General features: G+C 31.5%; 21 protein-coding genes. 7 read left to right on the forward strand and 14 right to left on the reverse strand.

Features of this window, described 5'->3' with window-relative positions:
- Nucleotides 1–80 precede the first annotated feature (80 nt).
- Nucleotides 81–338 carry a hypothetical protein gene (locus tag KM029_RS08015; protein ID WP_144072783.1) on the forward strand — a complete coding sequence of 86 codons (258 nt, stop codon included), beginning with the start codon at nt 81–83 and terminating at the stop codon, nt 336–338.
- A 114-nt stretch (nt 339–452) separates the two neighbouring features.
- Here KM029_RS08015 and KM029_RS08020 read toward each other — a convergent pair whose 3' ends face one another.
- The 10 genes from KM029_RS08020 to KM029_RS08065 form a co-directional block, all read right to left on the reverse strand.
- Nucleotides 453–2285 carry an OmpL47-type beta-barrel domain-containing protein gene (locus tag KM029_RS08020; RefSeq protein WP_144072784.1) on the reverse strand — a complete coding sequence of 611 codons (1833 nt, stop codon included), beginning with the start codon at nt 2283–2285 and terminating at the stop codon, nt 453–455.
- Between the two features lie 246 nt (nt 2286–2531).
- On the reverse strand, nt 2532–3371 hold the full coding sequence (locus KM029_RS08025) for a hypothetical protein (RefSeq protein WP_144072785.1): 840 nt from the start codon (nt 3369–3371) through the stop codon (nt 2532–2534).
- A gap of 54 nt (nt 3372–3425) precedes the next feature.
- Nucleotides 3426–4775, reverse strand: coding sequence for a BatD family protein (locus tag KM029_RS08030; protein WP_144072786.1), 1350 nt, complete (start codon nt 4773–4775; stop codon nt 3426–3428).
- Nucleotides 4769–6502 carry a VWA domain-containing protein gene (locus KM029_RS08035; protein ID WP_144072787.1) on the reverse strand — a complete coding sequence of 578 codons (1734 nt, stop codon included), beginning with the start codon at nt 6500–6502 and terminating at the stop codon, nt 4769–4771. Before KM029_RS08035 ends, KM029_RS08030 begins: the two co-directional genes overlap by 7 nt.
- Complete coding sequence (locus tag KM029_RS08040) at nt 6495–7502, reverse strand: VWA domain-containing protein (protein ID WP_144072788.1); 1008 nt, start codon at nt 7500–7502, stop codon at nt 6495–6497. Before KM029_RS08040 ends, KM029_RS08035 begins: the two co-directional genes overlap by 8 nt.
- Nucleotides 7468–7941, reverse strand: a complete 474-nt coding sequence (locus tag KM029_RS08045; RefSeq protein WP_144072789.1) for a DUF4381 domain-containing protein — start codon at nt 7939–7941, stop codon at nt 7468–7470. Before KM029_RS08045 ends, KM029_RS08040 begins: the two co-directional genes overlap by 35 nt.
- Nucleotides 7922–8845, reverse strand: a complete 924-nt coding sequence (locus tag KM029_RS08050; RefSeq protein ID WP_144072790.1) for a DUF58 domain-containing protein — start codon at nt 8843–8845, stop codon at nt 7922–7924. Before KM029_RS08050 ends, KM029_RS08045 begins: the two co-directional genes overlap by 20 nt.
- On the reverse strand, nt 8845–9804 hold the full coding sequence (locus KM029_RS08055; RefSeq protein WP_144072791.1) for an AAA family ATPase: 960 nt from the start codon (nt 9802–9804) through the stop codon (nt 8845–8847). The genes KM029_RS08050 and KM029_RS08055 overlap by 1 nt, the downstream gene beginning before the upstream one ends.
- Before the next feature lie 16 nt (nt 9805–9820).
- The gene (locus KM029_RS08060; RefSeq protein WP_144072792.1) at nt 9821–10378 is read right to left on the reverse strand and encodes a hypothetical protein; all 558 of its coding nucleotides are present in this window, start codon (nt 10376–10378) and stop codon (nt 9821–9823) included.
- A gap of 85 nt (nt 10379–10463) precedes the next feature.
- Nucleotides 10464–12149: an arylsulfatase gene (locus KM029_RS08065; protein WP_144072793.1), complete on the reverse strand. Its 1686-nt coding sequence runs from the start codon at nt 12147–12149 to the stop codon at nt 10464–10466.
- 307 nt (nt 12150–12456) lie between these two features.
- Between KM029_RS08065 and KM029_RS08070 the strand changes: the two genes are divergently transcribed.
- Entirely contained in the window at nt 12457–14904 is a 2448-nt protein-coding gene (locus tag KM029_RS08070; protein WP_144072794.1) for a fused MFS/spermidine synthase, read from the forward strand.
- Nucleotides 14905–15054: 150 nt separating this feature from the next.
- Here the strand turns inward: KM029_RS08070 and KM029_RS08075 are convergent, their stop codons facing one another.
- Nucleotides 15055–16680, reverse strand: coding sequence for an arylsulfatase (locus KM029_RS08075; protein ID WP_144072795.1), 1626 nt, complete (start codon nt 16678–16680; stop codon nt 15055–15057).
- A 312-nt stretch (nt 16681–16992) separates the two neighbouring features.
- On the opposite strand from KM029_RS08075, the gene KM029_RS08080 reads away from it, so the two are divergent.
- From KM029_RS08080 to KM029_RS08095, 4 genes are all read left to right on the forward strand, one after another.
- The gene (locus tag KM029_RS08080) at nt 16993–17532 is read left to right on the forward strand and encodes a TetR/AcrR family transcriptional regulator (protein WP_144072796.1); all 540 of its coding nucleotides are present in this window, start codon (nt 16993–16995) and stop codon (nt 17530–17532) included.
- Nucleotides 17529–18317, forward strand: a complete 789-nt coding sequence (locus KM029_RS08085; protein ID WP_144072797.1) for a GNAT family N-acetyltransferase — start codon at nt 17529–17531, stop codon at nt 18315–18317. The genes KM029_RS08080 and KM029_RS08085 overlap by 4 nt, the downstream gene beginning before the upstream one ends.
- A gap of 14 nt (nt 18318–18331) precedes the next feature.
- Entirely contained in the window at nt 18332–19393 is a 1062-nt protein-coding gene (gene rsgA / locus KM029_RS08090) for a ribosome small subunit-dependent GTPase A (RefSeq protein ID WP_144072798.1), read from the forward strand.
- 132 nt (nt 19394–19525) lie between these two features.
- The gene (locus KM029_RS08095; RefSeq protein ID WP_144072799.1) at nt 19526–20401 is read left to right on the forward strand and encodes a haloalkane dehalogenase; all 876 of its coding nucleotides are present in this window, start codon (nt 19526–19528) and stop codon (nt 20399–20401) included.
- A gap of 61 nt (nt 20402–20462) precedes the next feature.
- On the opposite strand, the gene KM029_RS08100 is transcribed toward KM029_RS08095, so the two are convergent.
- A complete protein-coding gene (locus KM029_RS08100; protein ID WP_144072800.1) occupies nt 20463–21215 on the reverse strand; it encodes a DUF3592 domain-containing protein in 753 nt (250 codons plus the stop codon).
- Between the two features lie 149 nt (nt 21216–21364).
- On the opposite strand from KM029_RS08100, the gene KM029_RS08105 reads away from it, so the two are divergent.
- Nucleotides 21365–22615, forward strand: a complete 1251-nt coding sequence (locus tag KM029_RS08105; protein WP_144072801.1) for an MFS transporter — start codon at nt 21365–21367, stop codon at nt 22613–22615.
- A 17-nt stretch (nt 22616–22632) separates the two neighbouring features.
- On the opposite strand, the gene KM029_RS08110 is transcribed toward KM029_RS08105, so the two are convergent.
- Both KM029_RS08110 and KM029_RS08115 read right to left on the reverse strand, forming a co-directional pair.
- The gene (locus KM029_RS08110; RefSeq protein ID WP_144072802.1) at nt 22633–23739 is read right to left on the reverse strand and encodes a BamA/TamA family outer membrane protein; all 1107 of its coding nucleotides are present in this window, start codon (nt 23737–23739) and stop codon (nt 22633–22635) included.
- Nucleotides 23740–23785: 46 nt separating this feature from the next.
- On the reverse strand, nt 23786–26002 hold the full coding sequence (locus KM029_RS08115; RefSeq protein WP_158630997.1) for an FAD-dependent oxidoreductase: 2217 nt from the start codon (nt 26000–26002) through the stop codon (nt 23786–23788).
- Nucleotides 26003–26033 lie beyond the last annotated feature (31 nt).

Below are 26033 nucleotides of genomic sequence, written 5' to 3' on the forward strand. Positions count from 1 at the left end.
AATGTTCTATTAATCGCTTGTAATTTTATAATTTTTATGGTAATTTATTTAGTATATAACCCTGTTAATCAGCTTGAATAATGAAATATATTAACTGCCACGAAACATCAACTGTATTAGAATTTTTAATATATAACTACAAAGAAGAGTATTTGATTGCTAAATTTAAACAAGGAGCTACTAAAGAAGATTTGAAACATTATAAAAATATTTCTTTAGACCAGTTTAATGCTATTGAAAGTAGTGCTCACAAAGGAAAGACATTAATATCTGTACTTCGACAAAATAAAAAAAGAGGAAGCTTTTTTGAAACTATAAAAAGTACATTAAGCTTTTAATTACATTGTATAAATACTAAAAATCCTAAGATAAAATACCTTAGGATTTCTTTTTTAGTGTCAAATTGTTAATAAAAATAGGCACGTTTACACGTTTCTTATATTGGGTATTTCTTAATGTTGTCCTACATAAAATTCTACTGTTTTCTTAGTTTCATTGCCTAAATTATCTGTAGCAACAACTTTAATTTTATAATGTTGATCTTTCTTTAAATGCTCTTTCTCTGAGATATCTAAATTACTTCCACTAGAGTACAATTGCATGGCCGCCCCGTTAATAGAGTACCTAATTTCTTTAGTACCTACATGTGCATCTGTAGCTCCTAAATATAATTTTGTAAACGATGGGTAAATATCAAATTCTCCGTGTTTACCAATTGGCTCAATACTCATGTTATAATGAATTTCAGGACCGTCATTATCTACAAAGAACTTTTCTTCTACTGGAGCTTCTTCGTTGTTTACATTATCAATACTTCTATAATGTAATGTTTGGTCACCAAGTTCCTTTACGGTAAAAGCCCCACTATACTCTTTTTCATCTCCTGCATTTAGCGTAAAAAAAGTATCTTTTACTTTAGAATGGCTATCATTTGCCATTAACCTGATCTGTGTTTTTGATGTAATGAAAAGAGTGTCTCTATGCTCAAACTTATTACCTATATACATCAATGATGTTGTGGGAGAAATATTATCCATAAACAGTGTTTCTGTTCCTTCTACTGTTTTCTCTACTGCCTGGTTATTTACATTATCAGACGCTTTATACATGATTGTATGTTTCCCTAATTCACTTTTTAATGTAAAAGGGGTTCCTGTATAAGGTGTATAATTATTTCCTCTATTTGTACTATAAAAAACATTCTTTACGCCTGCTTTATTATCTGAAGTAGCAATTGAGAATGTTGTTCTTGAAGATACATAACGTGTAGAGCCAATAACATATTGATCTCCTATAATTTCATGCGAGGTTTCTGGAGCAATCTTATCTAAGTAAAAAGTAATTGTTTTTTCTACTTCTTCGTTATCTACTAAATCAAATGCTTTGTAATGTATTGTATGCTCTCCATCTTTTAAATTATTTAATGTTATGGGTTGGTATGTAAATTCTTCGAATGCACTATTATCATAACTAAACTCTATGTGATCTAAACCCGACATGGCATCTTCACTAGATAATCTTAATGTTGTATTAGGAGAGAGTATATTTTCATTATACACTAAACCTTTCCAAGTATACGAAGACTCTGGTGCTGTTAAATCAATTTTAAACGTAGATGTTCTCACCTCTTCTGGATTTCCTACATGATCTGCTGAATAATAATATACTATATGTTGTCCTTCTGTTTCTAAATTCATAGAAGAAGTATACTCATGAAAATTTTCACCATCTAAGGAATAAAAAATTTTATCTACTCCTGAATATTTATCAGTTGCTTCAAGATGCATTAGTAAGTTTTTTCCATAAAAAGCTTCTACTCCATTATCAAATAATCGAGTACCATCAAAAGATATTTTGGATACTGGTGCTTTGCTATCTGCAATTACTTCGTATTTAACTTCCCTTTTAGGCATTAAATACTCTTTTGAGTTTGGGTCTACAGCCCATTTCGAACGAATATAATTAGGTCCTTCTGTATCTAAATAAAGACCATCTGTTGGTGTTACTTCTTCAGATTCGTTTAATGAATAAGAAACAGAACCTTCTTCTTTAGATGTAGTAAAATTTAAATATAACGGTAAGCTTTTATTAATATATGTACCTGAGTTATCTACATAAACAGATTTGGTATGATGTAACCTTTCTGGAGAATTGTTAGACGCTAATAATACTTCTGGTTCTTCTATTTGTACTAATTCTGTATTTAATTTTTGTGGCGACTGCCCATATATATTGTATGATGATAATAGACCTATTGTTAAGGGTAATAATAGTAGGTATTTCATAGTTTTTGGTAAAATTAGGTTTTGGTAATGTTAGTTAATAATACTCCTTTTCTACTTAAATAGTTACAGCAGTCTCTAAAAACAAACGTTATAACTTTACATCAAATAATTGATCTAAATGATAGAAAATCACTTTAATATACTTTAAAGCAATGTAAAAATTAATATTTACTCAATTTATTACATCAATAAAAAAAGTGATTTTTTTAACTTTAGCATCAAAAAAATCACTTAATAATCTAATTTTTATAAATATGTAATTATTCTTTTTTCATAAGATCTAGGCTTTAATTCTGCTAGATTGTTATCCAAACGTTTCTCTCTAGAATAGCGTAAAATCCAATTTCCGTGCTTATCAAAATTGATATATTCGTAAGCAACTAAACTATTCTCATATTTACTTTTTGTTATTTGTTTTAATGCTAAACCCTTAGCATCATATTCAAAATCTAAACGTTCTTTTGTAGTACCGTTAGGGAGTTTCGTTTCATCTAAGATTTTATTACCCATTTTATCATATGCAAAGTTTACTTCTCCTTCTATTTCCCCAATACTATTAAAGTAAGTTTGTTTTATCTCTCTTCCTAAATTATCATTTTCTACTATCAACTTAGACTCTAACTTCCCTTTACTATCCATTACTTTCATTTCAATAAAATAGCCATTACTATCGTATATAGAATACCTAGTTTGTGACATTTCACCACCTTGTCCAAAAATTATGGCTTTCGTAATATCACCTCTATCATTGGTCTCATATTTATAACGACGAACCACTTTATTATCCCAAAAATTTAATTCTTCAATAAGATTTCCTTTATCATCATATTTTCTGGTAAATGTATTTGTATACCCTCCTTTAGATACTATAATATTTCCATTTTTATCAAAAATTTCTTCTGTATAAGATGCTTGAGGCCCTTTTACAATTTCCCCGTTTTTACTCTCTGCAATATAATTTAGCGTTACAACCGCCTTAATTTCACCGTTTAATTTCAATTCTTTTAGATCTGAATTTAATTTCTCAGTAGAAGTTGAACATGCAAAAAATAGAGATAAAATAAATAGACTTAGCGTGTTTTTCATAGTATATAAAATGATTAGTATTAGTTATATAAATTACAAAAAATTAAGGTAGAATCAATCCCAATCTTCTAATTTAGAAGTCCTTTTTTTCTTTAGATTTTGAATACGATTTCTAAGATGAATTAACACTGATGAAAATGATGAAAATGATGAAGGTACATTTTTTATACCCTCGGAATTTAGTGCCTTAAATAATTCTTGGTGTTTTTTTAAAGCTTTTTCATCGCCTACCTCTTTGGCTTGTTGTGTAATACTCACTTGCTGTTCTTGAGTATGTAAAAGCCAATTATAAACCCTTTGTAAGTACAAATAAGGATTTTTACTTCTCGACTTTTGAAGAGCTTTTTTAAAAGCATAACCTTCAGATAATAAGTACATCCTCCTTTTTTCTTTCATTCTAAACAGTAATATTCGCAGTAGTCTAAATAATCTTTTATAGACTATCAGAAAAATAACAACCGCTAGTAGTTGATATTTATGCTCTACAATAAACTCTATAATTTGTTCTTTTAAAGGTACTTTAGGTGTATCATCTGTAGCTATTGACGGTTGTAAAGCAGCAAGACTATCAGCAATTGAACCTACTATTCCTAAATTAGAAGAGGTATCTACATGGATTTTCATAGCCTTTGATCTAACCGTTTTATATTTCCCTGTAAATGGGTTAAAATATGTTATTTCTGATCCAGGCATTTCATAATCTCCTGCTTTGGTAAATAAATAAGAATATTTCTCTGTTCTTGTACTTTTTAAGGTCTCTTTCTTATTATCAATTTGCTGATCTGTAAGGTTAGAGTTTAAATACCTTTTAGCATAAGTTACACTATCAATAGCAATACTCGGAATAAAATTAGCAATAGTCTTAAAGCCTGTTACGGTTACAGTTCGTTCTAAAACATCGCCTACTTTTAAATTTTTAAAATCTTTGTTCCAATAATCATTTAAATAAGCTGAATTTGCTACAAAAGCAGGCTTATCTGATGCTGGTAAACTTCGTACATGTATCACTTTAGAAGATGTTCTTAAAGTAGTTGGTTTTCCTTCAAAATCTCCTTTAGGTGGAATAAAAGCAGTCATTTCTAATTCAGGAAATTCCAACTCCCCAACTTTATAAGGAAAAACTAAATAGTAATAAGTAATCATGGCATAGCTATGGTTATTTATTATTTCATTTCCTGCTACTGAATTGGTAAAAGGTATAATAAATGCACCATTTACTTTAAGTTCACCAAACTCTAATCCATCGGTAAACCAAGTTGGAGAATACACCTTAATAGTCGCTTTTATAGGTTGTTGCTCAAATGCATAAGTTCTATTTAATGATACAGTTGCAAAAGGCTTTTGTCCATAAGTACACAAAGCAAAAACGAGTAAACTACAGAGAAGTACTATTTTTTTTACCATGCTTTTTTCGGGTTTTTAACCTGTGGGTAATACTTTTTCTTTTGTAGAATAAACTTCTTTCTCAAAAACTCACTTGGGTCGGCATTCGTTTTTTCCATTACCATAGAAGCCGCACTTACCTGATTCATTCTATCTTTCTTTTTCTTATTCTCGTCGGGCCAATCCTGTTCTTTATATTTCCTTTTTTTAGGATCTACTACCTTTTCTTTTTCTGCATCAGCACGTTTAGCGTTCTTTTTATCATAGTCATGGTCAGATAACTTTCTTTCTTTATCTGTTAAAGCTTTTACTGCTTGAGAAACGTCTTTTTCACTTTCTTGAGATGCTTCTGTTTTCCCTTTATTCTTTTCTAATTCAATTTTTACTTTAGCCAAGCTCTCTTTTGCTTGTGTTAAATTTGCATCTCTTTCTAAAGCCACCCTAAAAGCACTTTGTGCCATTTCGTAGTTACCTAACTCAACAAACATTAACCCTAAATTATATTGAGAAATAGCCGTACTATCCATTTCATAAACCGCTGCTGCTGCCTCAAAGTCTCCACTTTTATAAAATGCAAAAGCCTTATTCGAATAAGTTGTATAAAGCTGAGCTGCATTGGCATAATTTCCTTTATTTGCTTCTTGCTGTGCTTGGTAGTCTTTTGTATACCACCAATCTGGATGATCACGCTCTATTCCGCAAGAGGATAAGAATATTAAAAGTATCAAACCCCAGTTGACCATCCACCCTTTTCTAAACCAAAAAAGTCCAAAAATAATAATTGGATAGATAAAGTAAATCCCATCATCTCTCCAATCATCTTCTTTCTTGTCTGCATCTGTCTTGATCACCATATGCTTTTTAATATGACTAGCCAATGCGTCCACATCACTATTGTCTAATGTGAGTGGAATAACTTTTATTCTTTCTTGCTGATCTAATCTTTTGAGAAGCGATCGATCTGCTTTGGATAAAATAGATTTACCTTTAAACTTTAATTCTCTTCTTGAATTGTATGGGCTAGGAACAAAACCACCATTAAAAGAACTTGCCACCCATACTTGTACAAAACCTTTTGATGTATTTCGATATTTTTCTATTTGTTGTGCTTGAGCTTCTGTTACTTCGTCTGTAATAATAATTAAAGTTGGTGGAGCAACTTCTTTTTGAGTTAAAGTATCAATATAGTTTAGCATTAACTCATAATTAGTTCCTTTTACAGGCATAATTCTAGGCTTAACTGTAGTCATGTATGGTACCATCACTTTCTTATCTAGCGATGGTGGAAAAATTACATGAGGAGTTCCTGCAAATACGAGTAATCCTACTTTTGTATTCAATTTTTCTGCAAATAAATCACGCACCTTTAACTTCGCCCTTTCTAATCTATTGGGAGAAACATCTTTTGTCATCATACTCTGTGATAAATCAAGTGCGATCCAAACCACAGATTTATTAAGTATTGAGGGTAGTTTTTTCTGCTTAAATGTAGGACCTGATGCACCAATAATCATTAATGACAAAAGAAAAAACATTAATATAGCAGGTAGATTGGCCTTCTTATTTTTCTGATTTAAAATGACTATTTTTCTTAATTCCTTACGAATTAATCCTTTCCAAGACTCTGTCCGTCTTTTGTTATAAATGTATTGTACCAAAAAAAGAACTAACGGTACAAAGAACCATAACATCAGCGGTCTCAAGAAATGAAACTGGTTGATATATGTAATTATCTGTTCGTTATTCATTCTTATTTGACTTAATAAGTGTGAGAATATTTAAGGAAAAAACCAGTAAACAAGCCAATGTTATTGCTGCAATTATAGGATAGTAATACAATAAAACTTCAGGCTTTAAAGTTGTAGATTCGTATTTAATTGGCTCTAATTTATCAAGAGCTTCATAAGCATTCCTAAGTTCTTTTGCATCCATCGCTCTAAAGTATTCACCCCCTGTAGAGTGTGCTATATACTTCATTGTTTTCTCGTCTATCTTATCTTTTCCTGTAGGGTCTCCTATACCTAATGTATAAATTTTTATACTATCTTTCTTTGCTACAGCTGCTGCATCTAAAGGGTTTGTTCCTCTGCCACTATCTACACCGTCTGTTAGTAATAAAATTACTTTTTCTTTAGTAGTATCCGCTTCAAAAACTTTCATACTGTAGCCAATTGCATCACCAATACCTGTCATTTGACCTGCCATACCTACTTCTGCGTCATTCAACATAAATGTTACTGCATTAAGGTCTTCTGTTAAAGGTGCTTGTAAATAAGGGTGTGTTGCAAAAAGTACTAATCCCATTCTATCACTTTTTCTACCACTAATAAAAGTGGTCATTAATTCTTGTACAGCATGCCATCTAGTTTTACGTTGGTCACCTACAACCCAGTCTTTATTGTTCATACTAAAAGACATATCAGCAGTAATTAAAAAACTTCTAGCTGTTTTGATTTTCTTTTCTGGTTTACCTACAAATTTTGGTCCTGCTGCTCCTAATAGAATACAGCAGTAAATAAGAAATAGCATGAACCATTGAGGCAAATTTTTCTTTGTTATTTTTGACTTTTTCCTTGGGTGAATACCTGATATAGTTACTGCTCTTTTAAAAGAAGGAAAAACCAATGCAGACGTTACCTGGCGCATTGAAGGTATTAACCAATAGACCAAAGGGATAAGAAGCACAAAAGCCAATACCCAGATATTGGTCCATTCAAAGTGCATGTTTTCGTATCCAAACTTCGGCATACTTATAATAGTTTTTATATTTTGATTCGAGTTCTATTTTTTTCTTGGGAGATGAAAAGATAAGTTGATTCACTTCTAAAAAATCTGTATCATTTAAATCATTTTTTTTGATCTTTTTATCGAGGTAATGTTTCCAATCCAATTGCATCAATTGTTTTACTTTTTGATCTCTAAAAGCCGTAAATGCTGTTCTCCTCAAGATTTTATCAATCGCAAAAACATTTTCAGATGTTGGTACTTTATTATCTATTTTATACAATAACAAAAGTGCTTCTCCCCTATACTTGTTCTTTTCTTTGTAACGCCAAATTGCTATAAAGAGAATAGCTAAAAGGAGTACTATAATACATAATACAACTGTCCACCCAATTGCATCAAAAGTAAACGCAATAGGTGCTGGTGGTATTACCGTTCCTATATTATTTTCTGTATTGATCATTAAGCAATTCTTTTACTTGGGTTCTTATTGGTGTTATAGTATCAAACTGAATTAATGGTATTCTATAATTTACCAATCTCTTTTCTACTTCCTGATAAACAGACTTATAATTATCTTCAAAGGCAATTTGTTTTTCTTTAGAAACTTCCCAATCAATCTGAACATGTGTATCTGTTAAAGGCATTCTTTGTTTGGGTAATTTTTCATCTAAAGGATCATAAATATGTGTTACAATCACATTGTTACTTTGTGCCAACGTTCCTAGTCTTTCAATTCCAATTTCGTCTAAAAGGGTTGCATCTGTAATTACATTTATAATGTAATCATGTGTGGCTATCTGAAGCATCTGAAATAAAGCTTCATTTATTTTATCACTTTTGGTATTCTTTTTTACTTTTTGACTAATCAATGCATGGTTTAATTGTAAACTTTCCTCAAGTAAAGCCTGAAAAAGTGTTTTACTTCGTGATGGGCGAAACATTAATGTTTTCTCATCATTATATATTATCCCTCCAAATCTGTCGCCCATTTTTAAAGCTCTAAACCCATGAATAGCCATCATTTGAATAGCAATATTTGCTTTTAATTGATGTGATGAACCAAACAACATGGCTAAACTTTGATCAAGAATTACCATTTGAGGTCGTTCTTTTTCTTCGCTAAAAACCTTAGTATGTGTTTCTCTTGTCCGGGCAGTCACTTTCCAATCAATGTTTCTGATATCATCGCCCATTACATACTTTCGAACTTCAGAAAAGTCTAATCCTCTTCCTCTAAGCATAGAAGCATGCCTACCAGATAATAATCCAGCTACTCTCTGATGCTTAAAAAATTCAGTTCCCTCTGTAATCCCTTCTAGTTCTAAAAGGTCTTGAATACTAATATGTAAATCTGAAGATGACATTAAGCAATGGGTACTATTTTTAATAATTCAGTAACTATATCGTCCGATGATTTTCTATCTGCACTTGCTTGATATGTTAAGGCAATTCTGTGTCTTAATATTCTATGAGCAATTTCTCGAACATCATCAGTGTCAACATAATCTTTCCCTTTCATTAAAGCTAGGCATCTAGCTGCTTTATCAAGTGCTATACTTCCTCTAGGGCTTGCTCCAATACTAATATATTTAGATAAACCTGATGTGTAATTATCTGGAAACCTTGAAGCATCTATTAAACGAACTATGTATTTAGTTATGGCTTCAGAAACCTCTATATCATTTAATTTATCTCTACATTCAAAGATAAATTTGGGGTCAAGCTTTTTTTGTGATTTAGCATCTGATGACTTTTTTTGCTCTCTCCTCACTAGTTTTAGCATTTCTTCTTCGCTATCCTTATTCAGATAAGTAATTTCTACTTTCATCATAAATCTATCTAGCTGAGCTTCTGGTAATGGGTATGTTCCTTCTTGCTCTACAGGGTTTTGAGTAGCAATTACCATAAATAAAGGATCCATTTTATAGGTTTTCCCTGCCACTGTCACTTGATGTTCTTCCATTGCTTCTAATAAAGCTGATTGCACTTTAGCTGGGGCACGGTTTATTTCATCTGCAAGTACCAAATTTGTAAAAATAGGACCTTGTTTAAACTGAAAAGCTTCTTTGCCTTCTGGGTTATAAATTTCTGTACCTGTAATATCAGAGGGTAATAAATCTGGAGTAAATTGTACACGGTTCATATTAATATCCATAACATTACTAAGTGCATTAACGGCTCTTGTTTTGGCTAAGCCTGGCAAGCCCTCCAATAAAATATTACCTTCAGTAATCAGTCCAATAACTAAGGATTGCACCAATTCTTCTTGACCGATAATTTGAGCATTAATTCTATCTTCAAGGTCTTTAATTATATCAATCATTTTATAAATTTATTACTTAAAGTGCTCCAACAAATTGAGGGCGTTGTTCTGATAATTGCATCACCAATTCAACCATTACTTTTTTCTCTTTCTTCGTCGTCAATCTATGTTTTAATACATAGGTAGTTCCTCCTAATTGTTTAGAAGATACCACTTCAATTTTTTTTATGTCATCGGTTTTCAAACAGGTTATTCCATTATATTCTTTCCCTTCTTCCTTTCCACACCAATATTTATCAATAAATGATTTCAGGGCTTTTGTATCGTCAGAAAATTTCTCTGCGCCAATAAAGTAATAAGATACTTTAGTGTAATTTTTTTTATTCAAGGCTGTAGTAAAATCATTAATATAATCTACTAATTGAGTTGGTGCTCCTTCAACTTCTACAGTATTCGGCATTTTCAAAAATGCAGGGGAACTAGATGTTTCTGCACTATGCTGTTGTTTTGGTGTTGTTTGTGTTGTGTTATCTAGTGATTGAAGACTTGAGGTAGGCGTCATTAAGTAGGCTTGTGCATTTACTACTGATAATGAAAATATCAATAGAAATGTTATATAAAAGTATCTCTTCATAATGTGATAGTAAGTTTAGAATAGTATAGAAAAATCAGGAAATAAATATTATTACTTATTCCCTGATTTATAATTGGTAAATCCTTTATTTATTTTTTATTCCTGGTCCAGTTGATTCTCCTGGTCCAATACCAAAGTTTTTATACACCATTTCTGATGCTCCATCCATTGTAAATGATCCAGGACGTTGAGATGGTGGGTATTCTTTATATGATTCGATATGTTCTAATACAACATCGTTACCTCCATAAAAAACAAAAGGGTGATTGATAAACCATGTCCAGTAATTATTAGAATTATGATCGGCTCTTTCAAACGGATCTCTTCTTAAATTAAAGATTTTTGGCATTCTCAACCATGTAAATGGCTCCGACCAAAGTTCCATTGTTTTTCCTCTCTGTTCGGCATAAACAATTTTCCATGCTGTAGACATTTCTGCATCAGAAACTTTTGGAGTACCGTCTGTTCCTCCACCTGCCATGAAGGTTGAGTTACCTGTTACATAATTTCTTTGCTCATAACGTAAAGCTACAATTTGAGCATCTGCATTATTATAAATAAAGTGATTACGTGGCGATTGAGACACTTCTCCCTTTAAATATGGAAGCATGTTATAACCATCTAAATGTACTTTAAACGATTTGCCATTGGCTTTATAACCACCTTTCATCAACTTCTCTTTAATATCTGGTTCGCCTGCAGCAGCAGCTAAAGTAGGCAACCAATCTAAGTGAGAAATTAGACCATTTTTAACTTCACCTGCTTTAAATTTACCAGGCCAACGAATAAACGTAGGAACTCTATACGCTCCTTCCCAGTTGGTTTCTTTTTCTGAACGGAAATGCGTGATTGCACCATCTGGCCATGCATTAAAGTGAGGTCCATTATCTGTACCGTAGATAACAATTGTATTTTCTGTCAACCCTTTTTCCTCTAAATAATCTAGCATATCTCCAACGTGTCCATCATGCTCCATCATTCCATCGTTATAAAAACCTTGTCCAGAAATACCTCTAGATTCTTTTTTAACGTGAGTGATAAAGTGCATTCTCGATGAATTCCACCAAACGAAGAAAGGTTTGTCTTGAGCTACAGCCTTATCAATAAATTTCTTTGCTCTAACATTTACATCATCGTCAATTGTTTTCATTCTTTCAATTGTCAATGGACCTGTATCTTTTACTGGGCCATCTGATGTACAATCAAGAACTCCCCTAGGACCAAATTTCTTTAAAAAATCTGCATCTTTTGGGTAGTCAGCATCTTCTGGCTCTTGCATCGCATTCAAGTGATATAAGAATCCATAAAACTCATCAAAACCGTGCTTTGTTGGTAAACTTTCGTCACTATCTCCTAAATGATTTTTACCAAATTGTCCTGTAACGTACCCTTGATTTTTTAGTACTTCAGCCAGGGTAATATCATCTGCTTTTTGCCCTTGAGGAGCTTTAGGTAACCCTACTTTTGTCATACCTGTACGTAAACCACATTGACCAGTAATAAATGATGATCTACCAGCTGTACAAGATTGTTCGCCATAGTAATCAGTAAAGGCAATCCCTTCATTTGCTACTCTATCAATGCCAGGAGTTTTGTAGCCCATTAAACCCCTATTCCAATAACTTATATTATATAGGCCAATGTCATCACCCCACATCACAATAATGTTAGGCTTTTTTCCCTTTTTACCTTGTGCTGTTAATTCCATTGGTAAAACCATTGAAATACACATAAAGGCGAGAAATAAATTTCTTGATACTTTTTCCCTCATTTTTAAAAAGATTAGTTTTTGAGAATTAATAGATTGAATAAATAATTAAAAGATTAATTGAGTTATTATTATATGTAAGTTAACAGAGAATTTGAATTTCATTTCATTTGTCCGCTCATTATACAATTCTTTCTATCGTTAATACTAGAAATAAATTTCATTAAAATTGCCACTACTAACTATCTAAAAATTGTGTATATTTATTTAGAGAGATTACACTATTTCAATCCAAAACTTATTGATTAACAACTCGAACACTGTAATCCAACTCATTAAACTATTGCACTTCTTTTTATAGAAAATAAACATGACCAAGAATAAGCAACTCTTAGTATTAACACTTTTACTTTTTATTTCTGGCATTACCGCTTTAATTTTCCAAACATTGTGGGTAAAACAATTAGGAATAGTTATAGGAGTCGACATCTATTCTACATCTATTGTTATTAGTGGCTTCTTTACCGGGTTAGGAGTAGGAAATTATTATTTAGGCAAGTACATTGAAAGGTCTAGTAACCCTTTAAAAGTTTATTTCAACCTAGAAATATTAACAGCAATATCTAGTGCTGTTATTAGCCTTCTGTTGTTTTATACAGAGAGCACATATGTTCAAATTGAAGCTGTTATTGGAAAGTTAGCCTACATTATCCCTTGGTTACTTATTGCACTACCAGCCTTCTTTATGAGTGGTACTTTTTTAGCACTTATTAAATATTACAATCCTTCTAAAAACAAATCGGGGAAAAGTATTGGTTATTTATATGGAGCAAATACTGCAGGAGCAATTCTTGGGGCTTTAAGTACTCCATTTATTGTCATTCCTATATTTGGTGTTGTGGGTGCAGGTTTATTTACCGCGTGTATAAACCTGTTACTAGGAGCATATGTTTATTTTTTCATGTTAAATAAAGATACTCCTCTTTCTACAGATACTTCTAAAAACTCTAAAAATAGTGGTTTTCACATTGGATACATACTTTATGGAATAACTGGTTTTATTGGTATCTCACAAGAAATCTTATGGGGTCAAATTATCGTACAATTCCAAAATACACGTACATATGCTTTTGCTACAATGTTGGCTATTTATTTATTAGGACTAGCACTAGGTAATCTAATAATGGGTAAATATGTTGATAAGATTAAAAACCTATGGAAGACATTTGGTTTACTTACTTTCGGAAGCATTTTTTGTACACTATTTTCTATTGGTATTCTTGGTAGTTGGACTTTAGAGTACCAAGTTGAATTTGGAAATTCTATATATGATTTATACTCTAGTAAAGGTGCTATGATGATGGGACGTTTTCTGTTTATTAGTAGCTTCTTTATTTTAATTCCTACCACTTTTATGGGAGCAATTTTCCCAGTTATTACCCAACTTGTTAGTAAAGGAAATCACCTTTCTGAAGTAAGTGGAAAATTACTGGCATGGAATACCATTGGTGGTGTACTTGGTAGTTTAGTTACAGGGTTTATTCTATTTCCTACTTTAGGAGTCATTTATACTTTATTTCTTTTATTAGCACTCTCAATTGGTGTTTCATTCGCGGCATTCTATCAAACATCTTCGACAAAAAAATATGCTCCTTCTTTTGCATTAGGTCTACTTTTTATCGCCTTCATACCAAATACAAAATTTATCGATTTACTATTAGAAAAAGAGACAGGTGATATTGTATACTTCAAAGAAGGTATTGGTAATACAGTAGCAGTAATTGAACAAGGCGAAGGGGATAGAATATTTAGACGGTTGTACATTCAAGGTGTTTCTAATACTGGAGATGTGTTCCCATCTTTAAGATATATGCGTCTGCAATCTTTTATTCCGCTTATTACATTTAACGGAAAACCAAAGTCTGCACTAGTTGTAGGGTTAGGTACAGGAATTACAGCAGGAGCTCTATTAAAATTTCCAGAATTAGAAGAAAGGGCGGTTGTAGAATTATTACCTGAAGTAGTGGAAGCTACGAATAAGTTTGTAGGAAATTATCAATTAGCACAAGATGAAAATATAAATATTTTTGTTGATGATGGGCGACACAAATTAATGAAAGAAACACGGACGTATGATTTAATTACATTAGAACCACCACCTCCAACTGCAGTAGGTGTTAACAATCTATATAGTAAAGATTTTTACGAGTTGTGTAGGTCAAGATTAACCACAAATGGAATGATGGCACAATGGTGGCCAATTACAACACAGACCGTTGCAGCATCAGAATCTCTAGTTAAGGCTATATTAGAAGTTTTTCCGTATGCTAATTTATGGACCACAGAGATGCACGAAATGTTAATTATTGGTTCTATGCAACCTCTTACATTAGATTTAGAGTTAATCAGAAAAAGGTTAGCCTACCCAGATGTAAAAAAAGCTCTTAATGAAGTTGGTATACACAACGAAGCGCAGTTTTTAAGTACATACGTTATGGGGAGAGGTGGTTTACATGTTTTTAGTAGAAACGCTGAACCAGTATCAGATAATCACCCAATATTAGAATATGATGGATGGGTTAACAAATCTATTCTTACAGAAATTCTTCCTCAATTATTAGATGCTCAAGAAAATATTCCAAATCTTTCCGAAGGATTAAAAAATGAAGTTGATTATGAACGGGAAAACCTTCATCGTTTTTATTATGCAGGCATGGCAAGTTATGTAGGTAGAAGAGATGTTTGGTCTATGTTACTCACAGATCTGTACAAATACGACGATAAAAATGCCTATTACAATTGGTATGACCCTAAATAAATTAGAGTTACTTTATTGTATTTTTTATAGTTAATATACCATCTGATAAAAGTATATTTTAAATACATTTTATTTGATACAAAAAATCTGTTTGGTCTAATTTTTACATAAAGACCAAACAGATTTTTTAATTTAAGTGATAGGAAATTATTACTCTCCAGTTTTTTTAGAACCACCAGGTCCTACTGGACCAACTTCATAACTCATTTCTTTAAGCTGACTCATCTTCCAAGAACCAGGCTTTTGTGAAGCTGGGTACTCTTTGAATGTCATTGCATACTCTTTCATATGAGCCATAGCACTATACATGTACGGAATCTGATTGATATACCAATCCATATATGTATTCGAATCGTAATCAGCACGCTCAAAAGGATCCATTTTTAAATCAAATGCCTTAGGCATACGTAACCAAGTAAAAGGCTCTAACCAAAGCTCACCACCTTTACCACGCTGTTCTCCAAATACCCATTTTAAAGACATTTTTTGCATTTTACCTTCAATATCCTGTCGGACAGCAACTGGTTCTGCTTCAGATGTATGATATATAAACCATTTACGTGGTGAATCTTCTACTTTACCTTGTAGGTATGGCAGCATGTTATAACCATCTAAATGAATTTTAAAACTTTTTCCATTGGCTTCATATCCTCCTTTAAGTAATTTTTCTTTTATATCAGTATCACCAGCAGCAGCAACTAGTGTAGGAAGCCAATCTAAATGTGAAATCATTCCTTGAATTTTCTTACCTCCTGAAATTCCACCATCTGTCCATCTAATCATGAAAGGAACACGATAAGCTCCTTCATATTGTGTTTCTTTTTCCATACGAAATGGAGAAATTGCACCATCAGGCCACGAGTTGGTTTGTGGACCGTTATCAGTACCATAAATTACTATTGTATTATCTGCAATACCTTTCTCATCTAAATAATCTAATAATTGACCTACATGGTTAGAATGTTCAACCATTCCGTCATTGTAAAATCCTCTTCCTGAAAGACCATTTGATTCTTCTTTGATATGTGTTCTAAAATGCATTTTTGCAGCATTCCACCATACAAAGAATGGTTTATCTTGATCTATTGCCTTATCCATAAATGCAATAGAACGTTTTGTAATATCATCATCTATAGTTTTAATACGTTCCACTGTTAATGGACCTGTATCTTTAACTGGACCATCAGAGGTACAATCTAAAACACCTCTAGGTCCAAATTTCTTTAAAAACTCAGGATCTTTTGGATAGTTAGGGTACTCTGGTTCCTCCATTGCATTAAGGTGATAAAGAAATCCATAAAATTCATCAAACCCATGTTTAGTCGGTAATGTAGCATCTGCATCACCTAAATGATTTTTACCATATTGAGCAGTTATATACCCTTGGTTTTTAAGAACCTCAGCTATTGTGATATCATCATCGGCTTGCCCTTGAGGAAAACCAGGCATTCCTACTTTTGTCATTCCTGTTCTTAAACCTGATTGACCTGTAATGAAAGATGATCTACCTGCTGTACATGATTGCTCTCCGTAGTAATCAGTGAAAAGTACACCTTCGTCTGCAATTCTATCAATACCTGGAGTAGTATATCCCATCTGACCATTAGAATAAGCACTGATATTCCATAGTCCGATATCATCACCCCAAATAATTAAGATATTTGGTTTCTTGCTTGACGATTTATCTTTTTTCTTTTTTTGTGCAAGAGAATCTTCACAAAAAATCAGACTTACAAGAAATGCAAGTAAGATGTTAATAGATAGTTTTTTAGACATTGTTTTTTAATTAATTTAAAGAATAACTAAGCATTAGTTATTACAATGAGTTATTGGGTGTTTTGATAATGAAAAGATTGTTTTAATAAGTTTATCTATAATTCCGAACTACCCAAACTATTCTTTTTTTAATTATATCTTTTAATAATTTTATCTTACCCTTTTGGAGTAAATTTCTTTTGTAGAGATACTTGTTTGAGATAAGTAATTGATAAAAATTATCGAATTTCTGAAAATTAGCGTAACCTTTTATAAACTTCTATCGTAATAAATAATAAAAACCGACTACACGGTCAGTCATTTAATTTAAATATGGATAAAAAAGAACAAATAATAGAAGTTGCCACTAAACTCTTTGCTAAGAAAGGGTTTGAAAACACCTCAATATCAGAAGTATGTGAAACAGCAGGAGTTTCTAAAGGACTTATTTTCCATCATTTCAAATCAAAAAATGGCTTACTAAGGGAAATTTTTTCTAGAACAACAAATGATATAAAAAAGAATAATTTAACCCATAAAGCAGAGAATCCATATCAAATACTCTCTCTTTTATTGAACTCTTTTTTTGAACAACTCAAAAAAGATAGTACTTTCTTACAGTTGAATGTTAGTGTAATATCACAACCAACAACAAGAGAAATTGTAAAAGATTTGATAGACGAAAGAGCTGCTTTAATTTTTGAATCAACAAAAAAAATATTTAATGAAATCGACCCAATAAATTCAACGATAAGAAGTTACATGTTCATTGCAGAACTTGATGGCATTGCCTTAAACTACTTATCCATTTTTAATGATTTCCCAATAGAGGAAATCAAATCAGAATTAATAAAAAAATATATACAGCAATGAATTTTATTCAAACAGAAAACATAAATTTAATAAGTCAATATCGATCAGAACTATATAATCAATTTACAGGTACTTTAGACGGGATGTGGCAAGATCTTTATATTGCTTCTGCAACTCCCTTTTTAATAGAAATTGATAGTAATACAGTAGGGTACTGTTGTATTGACGATAACAAAAGTCTACTTCAGCTATTTTTGAAAGATGAGGCTAAATACTTAATGGAAGCAGTTATAAGTACATTGATTACTAAAGAATTAATTACTTTTGCAAGCTTAAGTAGTATCGATCCCATCTCCTTTAATACAGCATTAAGTTTATCAAAAAGTAATAAAATAAATACTTTTTGTTTCCAATATGCAGGTAGTCCGTTAATCAAAAATTCAGCATTCGAAATCACGAATGCCACAGTTAAAGATGCAGATACAATGCGTGCATTTTTAAAAAACAACGCTGGCTTTGATGACACATTCGGTTATACTGATAACCTTATCAATAGAAAAGAATTATACATAGCAAAAGAAGGAGATAATATTATTGCATCTGGAGAATGTAGAATTAGTGATACTCAAAAAGATGTAGCAGACCTTGGTGTAATTGTAAATACAGAATACCGTAAAAAAGGTTTAGGTGCAAAAATGCTTAATGCATTAGCACAAAAAGCTGTAGAACTAAATAAACAACCTGTTTGTTCTACTACTTACGATAATATTGCTTCTAAAAAAGCTATTGAAAAAGCCGGTTTCTATAACTCATTTATCATTTTTGATATGAGTTTTATCTCATAAAATTATTAGAAATAATGACAAATATTGAATTAGGTTTTACAGAACTACTCAGTCAATACCAACAATCAGAAGGTTTAGATGGTTTTGAAGTAGGGCGTGTAATCTTAGAACATAAAGATAGATATATCATTAAAACTCCTACTCAAGAATTTGATGCAGAATTAATGGGGAATTTGCGTTTTATGGCAGAAAGTAAATACGATTTACCCGCTGTAGGAGACTGGGTTGCTTTTTCTGAATTTGATGAAGGTAAAGCATTAATTCATGAAGTTTACCCTCGCTCATCTATTATTGAAAGACAGGCTGTTGGAAAAGTAGGGCAGATACAGATTATTGCAGCTAATATTGATTTTGGATTGATAGTTCAATCTGTTAATCGAGACTTTAATCTAAATAGGTTAGAACGCTATTTAACAATTTGCCATGCTTCTAAAGTTGAACCTGTTATTGTGTTAAGCAAAATTGATTTAATAGATGAAGATACTTTGCTTACCATCAAAAATCAGATTAATGAACGTATTAATGACGTGGCAGTTGTAACTGTAAGTAGCCAAACAAAAGGATATGATGAATTAAATACTTTTCTCAAAAAAGGTAAAACATACTGTTTATTAGGTTCTTCGGGTGTTGGTAAATCAACCCTGATTAATCATATCTCTGGAAAATCTGTGATGAAAACAGGCAATATTAGTAGCGCTGTGAACAAAGGGAAACATGTTACTACTCATAGAGAATTGATTGTACTTGATAAAGGTATTTTAATTGATAACCCAGGTATGCGAGAAATTGGAATAACTGACGCATCTGGAGGTTTAGAAGTTACTTTTGAAACGATCTTAAGTTATGCTGAAAATTGTAAATACAGTGATTGTACACATGTACATGAAAAAGGTTGTGCAGTTTTAGAAGCATTAGATAATGGAGAAATTGATGAAGGTGCTTATGCAAATTTCCGAAAAATGGAGAAAGAAAAAGAGCATTTTGAATCAGATACTTTAGAACGAAAGAAGAAAGATAAAAATTTAGGGAAATTGATAAAAAGTGCCGTAAAACAGCGTAAAAATCAAAAATTCTAAATTATTATAATCCTATATTTTAGTCTCATCTAAGTTAGTTTAGGTGAGACTTTTTAATTTTCAACTGAAAGTATTTCAAATTACCTTATATTTATATATATCACATTTAACACCCTTATTAATCCAGAAAAAATGTCAAATAACCATTCATCAACTTCTAATTATTACGAAGTATATGGTAGTAAAATACATGTCTTAGAATATGGAAAAGGAGAAGGAAATCCTATTTTATTTCTACATGGCAATCCCTCAAACAGTTTTCTATGGCGAAATATCACTCCATATTTAGAAGGTACAGGCCATCATATTATTGTTCCTGATTTAATTGGAATGGGTAAGTCTGATAAGCCATCAATTGATTATACTTTTATGGAACAATATGCGTATCTAGAAAAGCTTATTGAAACCATGAACCTAAAAAATATTATTCTAGTATTGCATGACTGGGGATCGGGGTTAGGATTTAATTACTTTGCTAATCATTCTAAAAATGTAAAAGCAATTGCATTTATGGAAGGTATTATTCAAGATATTGGTACGTTCTTTCCTAAAGAAAACATTGATTTCTTTAATAAGTTAAGAGGCCCAAACGGTTGGAAAATGATTGCTGAAGATAATATGTTCTTAAATGATGTATTACCAACTTGGGTAGCTAGAGATTTAACAACCGAAGAATTGGCTGCTTACAAAGAACCTTTTCAAACTGTTGAAAGTAGGAAACCTATATGGAAGTTTGTTTCTCAAGTTCCCTTAAATGGAAAACCAGAATTGACAGCTTCAATTGTAAAAAATTACAGAGAAAAGCTGGCTGAATCATCCCTACCTAAACTCTTTTTATATGCAGAACCTGGTGCATTCATGCCTAAGCCTGTAAGAGATTGGATAATTGAAAATATTCCGAATTTAGAAGTAGTAAATATTGGGAAAGGAGTCCATTTTATTCAAGAAGACAACCCTGAATTAATTGGTAAAAAAATAAAAGAATTTGTTCTAAAATTAGATAAATAAATCTTACAAAAAGAAGAAAGACGTTGTATTCATCAAAATGTGAATACAACGTCTTTTTGATTTAGAATTGCTCTTCTTTTTTGAAAATTGAACGTACATACTCTGGAAGAGACCCCGAAAGGTTATCAACAAATAATGCTCTATCAGGCTTATTGCTATGATAAATAATATTATCTCTTTTATTGTAAAATAAAAACTCGGGGCTATGTGTTCGAATTGTCAATTCATGTTCTTTGTTATTTGCGTCTTTATAGCTGAAGAAATATTTATAAACTCTTCTATCGTTGATTTCCATTGATGTCATTTCATTTCTGAAATAACAACCATCAGTTAATACGCCATGCTCAATGATGTCTAATTTTCTTCTACCAAAAAACACATTGATTGAGAACCATATTAGACCAATAATAAACGGAATTAAATAGAAGAATATTAAACTATTTGTATTACTCATCCCCGCAATTCTATTCACTTCTGGCTTGTCAATGTTGTATTCAATTTTCACTTTATCACCTACTTCTATACCATAGCCTGCATTATAAGACGACCAATAATAACTTATTCCATCTAGCCCAAATTCATAATCATATCTATAGATATATTCATCATTTACTATTGAGGACGTTTGATAAACATCTAAAATAACTCCAGAACCTATTGCTGTATTTGAGGATAAGTATATGTATTCGTCAAAATCAATATGATTAAAACTGTAGAGTGCAGTGCCACAACCAATAGTAAATACTATAGCAGAAAGTAGCCCTTGAGTACCATTTGTCAATACCCTTAACTTCTTTATTAGAGAGAGTTTCATGTTGTATAATTAAGATTGAAGTTATTTAGTTTAAAAATATAGTCTCATTTTCACTTGAACTTCGTGAAAAATCATTATTCTCACAAATAATCAATTACTATAATTATTAGTTATATTAATAAAAAGATTAAAAAAAACTATCTCATTATATGTCAAATAACACGTTTACTAAAGATTTACAATATTGGAAATTCTGCTCTTATGGTTTTTTAAAAAACCTTCAATTTTTTGATGCTTTTCTATTACTATTTTTAGTACAACATGGTTTATCATATACTCAAGTTGGTTTTTTATATGCTCTAAGGAAACTCGTATCTTTCTTTTTAGAAATTCCTACAGGTATTTTAGCTGATCAGATGGGTAGAAAACAATCTCTTATTTTAGGTTTTATGGCATATATATGCTCGTTCCTAATGATGTATTTCTTACCTCAGTTTCATTTTCTAATTATCGCTTTCTGCCTTTATGGGCTAGGAGAAACATTAAGGAGTGGAACACATAAAGCCATGATTATGTCTTATTTAGAGATAAAGGGATGGTTAAATTACAAAACTGATTATTATGGCCACACAAGAGGTTGGTCGCAAAGAGGTTCTGCTGTTTCTGCTTTACTTGCAGGAGCTATGGTTTACTTTTCAGGGAACATTGATAATGTTTTTATTTTCTCTACAATTCCATTTATTATCAATACTATAAACTTAGTAACCTACCCTAGTGAACTAAATAAAGGTAAGCGAAAGAAAAAAGGAGGTAATAGCTTTATTAAAGACTTATGGTCTGTTTTACAAACACCACATCTTATTAAAATTATTACAAATTCGAGTACGCATTCTTCTTTTTTAAACGCAATTAAAGATTTTATACAACCAATTATTGGAGCTTTTGCACTTACACTACCTTTTTTAACTAAAGGAACTCATGAACAAAAAATAGGACTTACTGTAGGTGTTACCTATACGATAATCTATATTTTCACAACTATTGCTAGTGTAAACTCTGCAAAATTTGGTGAACTCTTTACTAGTAAAGATAAACCTATAATTATAACGCTATACTTAGGATTGTTCTGTGGATTAATAACAGGTTTATTTTATATAGAAAATTATTTATTAATTTCTATTGTATTCTTTACGTTGATTTACATTATAGAAAACATCAGAAAACCAATGCTAACAGGTTATATATCTGATGACTGTCCAACTTCTATGCTTGCGACAATTTTATCTGTTCAATCATTTGTAACAACTATTGTTACGGCTACACTAAGTTTTGTATTTGGTGTTTTATCAGATCATTATGGAATTGGTATTGCACTTATTATTTTATCAGTTGGGATTATTATTACAATTTCACTAATCCAATTTATAGTTAAAAGCAACACTATAAAGGCGCGTGAATGAGAATGATTTTAATGAGACTAAAAAGCTTCTCCAATGCTAAAATAAATCCCTTTATCTTCTTTTCCCCAAGCAGCATCAATACCAATATTTATGTTACGTTTAGGTATAGCTAGATATCTAATTCCTAAGCCTATTGTTGGAAGAATACCATTTTCTTCAATCATATCACTATCGTCTCCTACAATAGATACCGACCCGAAAGTTACTATACCCCATTTATTATAAAAATTATACCTCCACTCTGCTTGTAATGAATACATTTGTTTTCCCCTATATCTTCCATTCGTATATCCCCTAGGTTCATTATGTTTAGTTCCAGACATTCCTACAATTGCTTGTTCTTCAAAAGGAACATCATTAACCCCAATCTTAGAATAAAATTTACTTGCCAAAATATGCTTTTTAGATTTACCCACACTTACATAATGACTCATATTAAGCTCAAGAATTTCAAAATTATTATCACTCCCTATTTTATTTCTAAAAGCACTTACCTTTAAATCGACAACAAAACCTTTACTAGGTTTTAAAATATTGTTCCGTGTATCGTAAGCCATCATGAAACCAAGTCCATGATATTTAGCCTCTCTTGAATAAGTCGGCAAAGCTTCATTTAAAGAATTATCTTGTTTAAATTCGGTATAAAATGAAGAATATTTACCATAGATTCCTGCATAAAAATCACCTGTTACTTTCCTTAAAAAATCATATTCTAAATAACCTATAGAAGTAGAGTATTGAATAAAGGCTCCGTTATTATTTTCAAAAGGTAACTCTTGATAATACTGAAAGTTCCAATTAGATTTTACCCCAATAAATTTAAACCAATAATCATTATTATGTAAAAATCCTTCTTGTATTACTGCACCAACCCATGTATTATTTTCAGAATAAAAACCATGTGCTAAAGTTAATGACGGTTTCGATAAAGAATCGGAAGAGTTCATTAAATAAAAAACACCTGCTGTAAGAGCAAATCCAAAACCTTGTACATCATTATAAGATGGCTGTGGTAATGCTACAAAGTCTACCTTTCTTTTTTGAGTGTTTAATAAAGTATCATCTTCCTGACCTAAACACGTTAATGTTAAGGTTAAGAAGAAGATTGTAAATTTTATTTTCATTTTATTCTTGTTTGCTTATTTATCAATAGATTACTTTAAATTATGCTTACCCAAAATCATCAACTTTAATATCCTCTTTCCCTACATTCAGAGTTGTTAGTGTAGTTGATAATTCCTTAACAAACTTTCTTGTTCCAATTAGGTAATATTGGAAGTCGGTAAACACTGGAATCGTTGCTTTCAATAATGCCTTATCTATTCTTTTTTCTTGAGAAGTAATTACTGGAACATAGTTAAAATTGGGGTTGTTATTTTCTAATAATTGAAGATGATAAGCAGCTGCATCTTCAAATCTATTTGAATAAATAAGGTAAATTGTTTTTTGAGGAGATGTAATCTTTAACTCTTTCAAAATAGGTAGTATAGGAGTGATCCCTATACCTGCTACAAGAAAAACAATTCCTTTTGATGTAGGAGCAACAGAAAATTGTCCCATCGGGCCAAAAACTCTACTTTTATCTCCTATTTCTAATGCTTTTACAGATTGTTTATAACTACTATCGCTATAACGCATAGCAAAACGGAGTACATTTTCTGAGGGATGAGAAACCAAAGACAACGCTCTATGGGGAATGTCTATTTCAGAATATTTTGGGTTTAATAATTCTAAAATAGCATACTGACCTACTTTATAATCAAAATCTTTAGGCCTAGAATAAACAAGTTCAAGAGTATTTTTAGCTATTTCTATTTTTCTTAGTAATTCTAATGTATTTCCAGAATCAATTAATGATAAATCAGACTGTTTTACTTTTACTTTTTTATCAACTTTTAAAGCACATAAAAAACCACTTATTATCGCACCTGTAAAACCTCCTCCTGGAAATGTCCATGCTCCTGCAAAATATAAATTCTTAATTGGAGAGGTAAATGGTGTTCTTCCCATACCTGCTTGCTCTGGAGTTTGAGCAAAACCGTAAGGTGTTCCTTCTGGGTTAGAAGTAAAACGTTGAATAGTTTTAGCTGTACCTACTTCATAATAATCTATTTCGGCTTTAATTCCAGGAATATGTTCTTCTAACCTATCAAATAAAGTATGTGCTACTTCCTCTTTCTTTGCTTGATATTCCTCTGCAGATAAGTGTTCCCAATCTATATAATAGTCAGCAGAACATATAGCACCAAATGATTTTCCTTTTGGTGCTAAGCCTGCATCAATTTGGCTATAATCTACAAATACAAAGTTTTTATCCTTCCATTCTCCATGGCAATTTGCATGAATATCTTTTATAGAATTTACATTCTTTCCAGTTATAAATGTAGAATAATGTTTATTACCTATATCTTTAATTTCTTTTTTAAACCCAATATAAATGCTTAATAAAGAACAGGCTGTTTTTAGTTTATCAACTTTTTTTCCAAGTTTATCACTTTCCCCTCTAGGTAAAAGTTTTTTAACTAGTGGTATTGCTGCATTAGCAATTACCGATTGGCCATATAATGTGATTTTCTTAGAAGAATTAAACGAATCAACATAAGATACTCCTTTACAAATCCCATTATCAGTAATTATTTCTGTTACCGATTTTCCTAATAATACCTGCCCTCCGTTACTTTCTATTACTTCTACTAAATAGTTTGATAATTTTTGAGAACCTCCTTTAATAAAATGTCCACCACCCTTAATATATCCTGCTTGAGCTGTTGCAAAATAGATCATAGACATTGTATATGGATCATCATGATAGTAAACTAAATTAGCTTGAAGTATAATTTTTAACTCTTCATCAGTAAATAAATAATCTAACCATTCACCAACAGTTTTTCTTGATGCCTTGAATATGTTTGGAAACAAAACCGGTACGAAAGGTTTAGATAGATTTTGTTTCCATTTATCGGTAGGAAAAGCAGCAATTTCAGAAAGCACCCCCTCTAATAATGCAATAAATTTAGTAATCGCTTCAGTTTCTTTTGGAAATCGATCAATTAATGCCTCCATCGTTTCAGTTATTCCATGAGGGTGAACAAAATCTGTTTTTGTTGTTTTTAAACGGAACAATTCGGGTACTTGAATAAAGTCTATATGCTTATCAATTTCAAGAAATTTAAAAATATCTAATTTTGCATCGTGCTCACATAAACCATCCATTTCATGTAAGCCAACTTCCATTACAAATTCTTTTCTCTTAAAAGTTGTTGCACAACCACCCGGAATATAATGCTTTTCTAAAAGAACAACTTTATTCCCTTTTTTTGCTAAAGTGGCTCCAGCTACTAAACCGCCTAAACCACCTCCAATAATTATTGTATCAAAATTCCTCATTATAATTTGCATTTTGTAAATGATATGATGC

The sequence above is a fragment of the Flammeovirga kamogawensis genome, from assembly GCF_018736065.1.
GTDB lineage: Bacteria > Bacteroidota > Bacteroidia > Cytophagales > Flammeovirgaceae > Flammeovirga > Flammeovirga kamogawensis.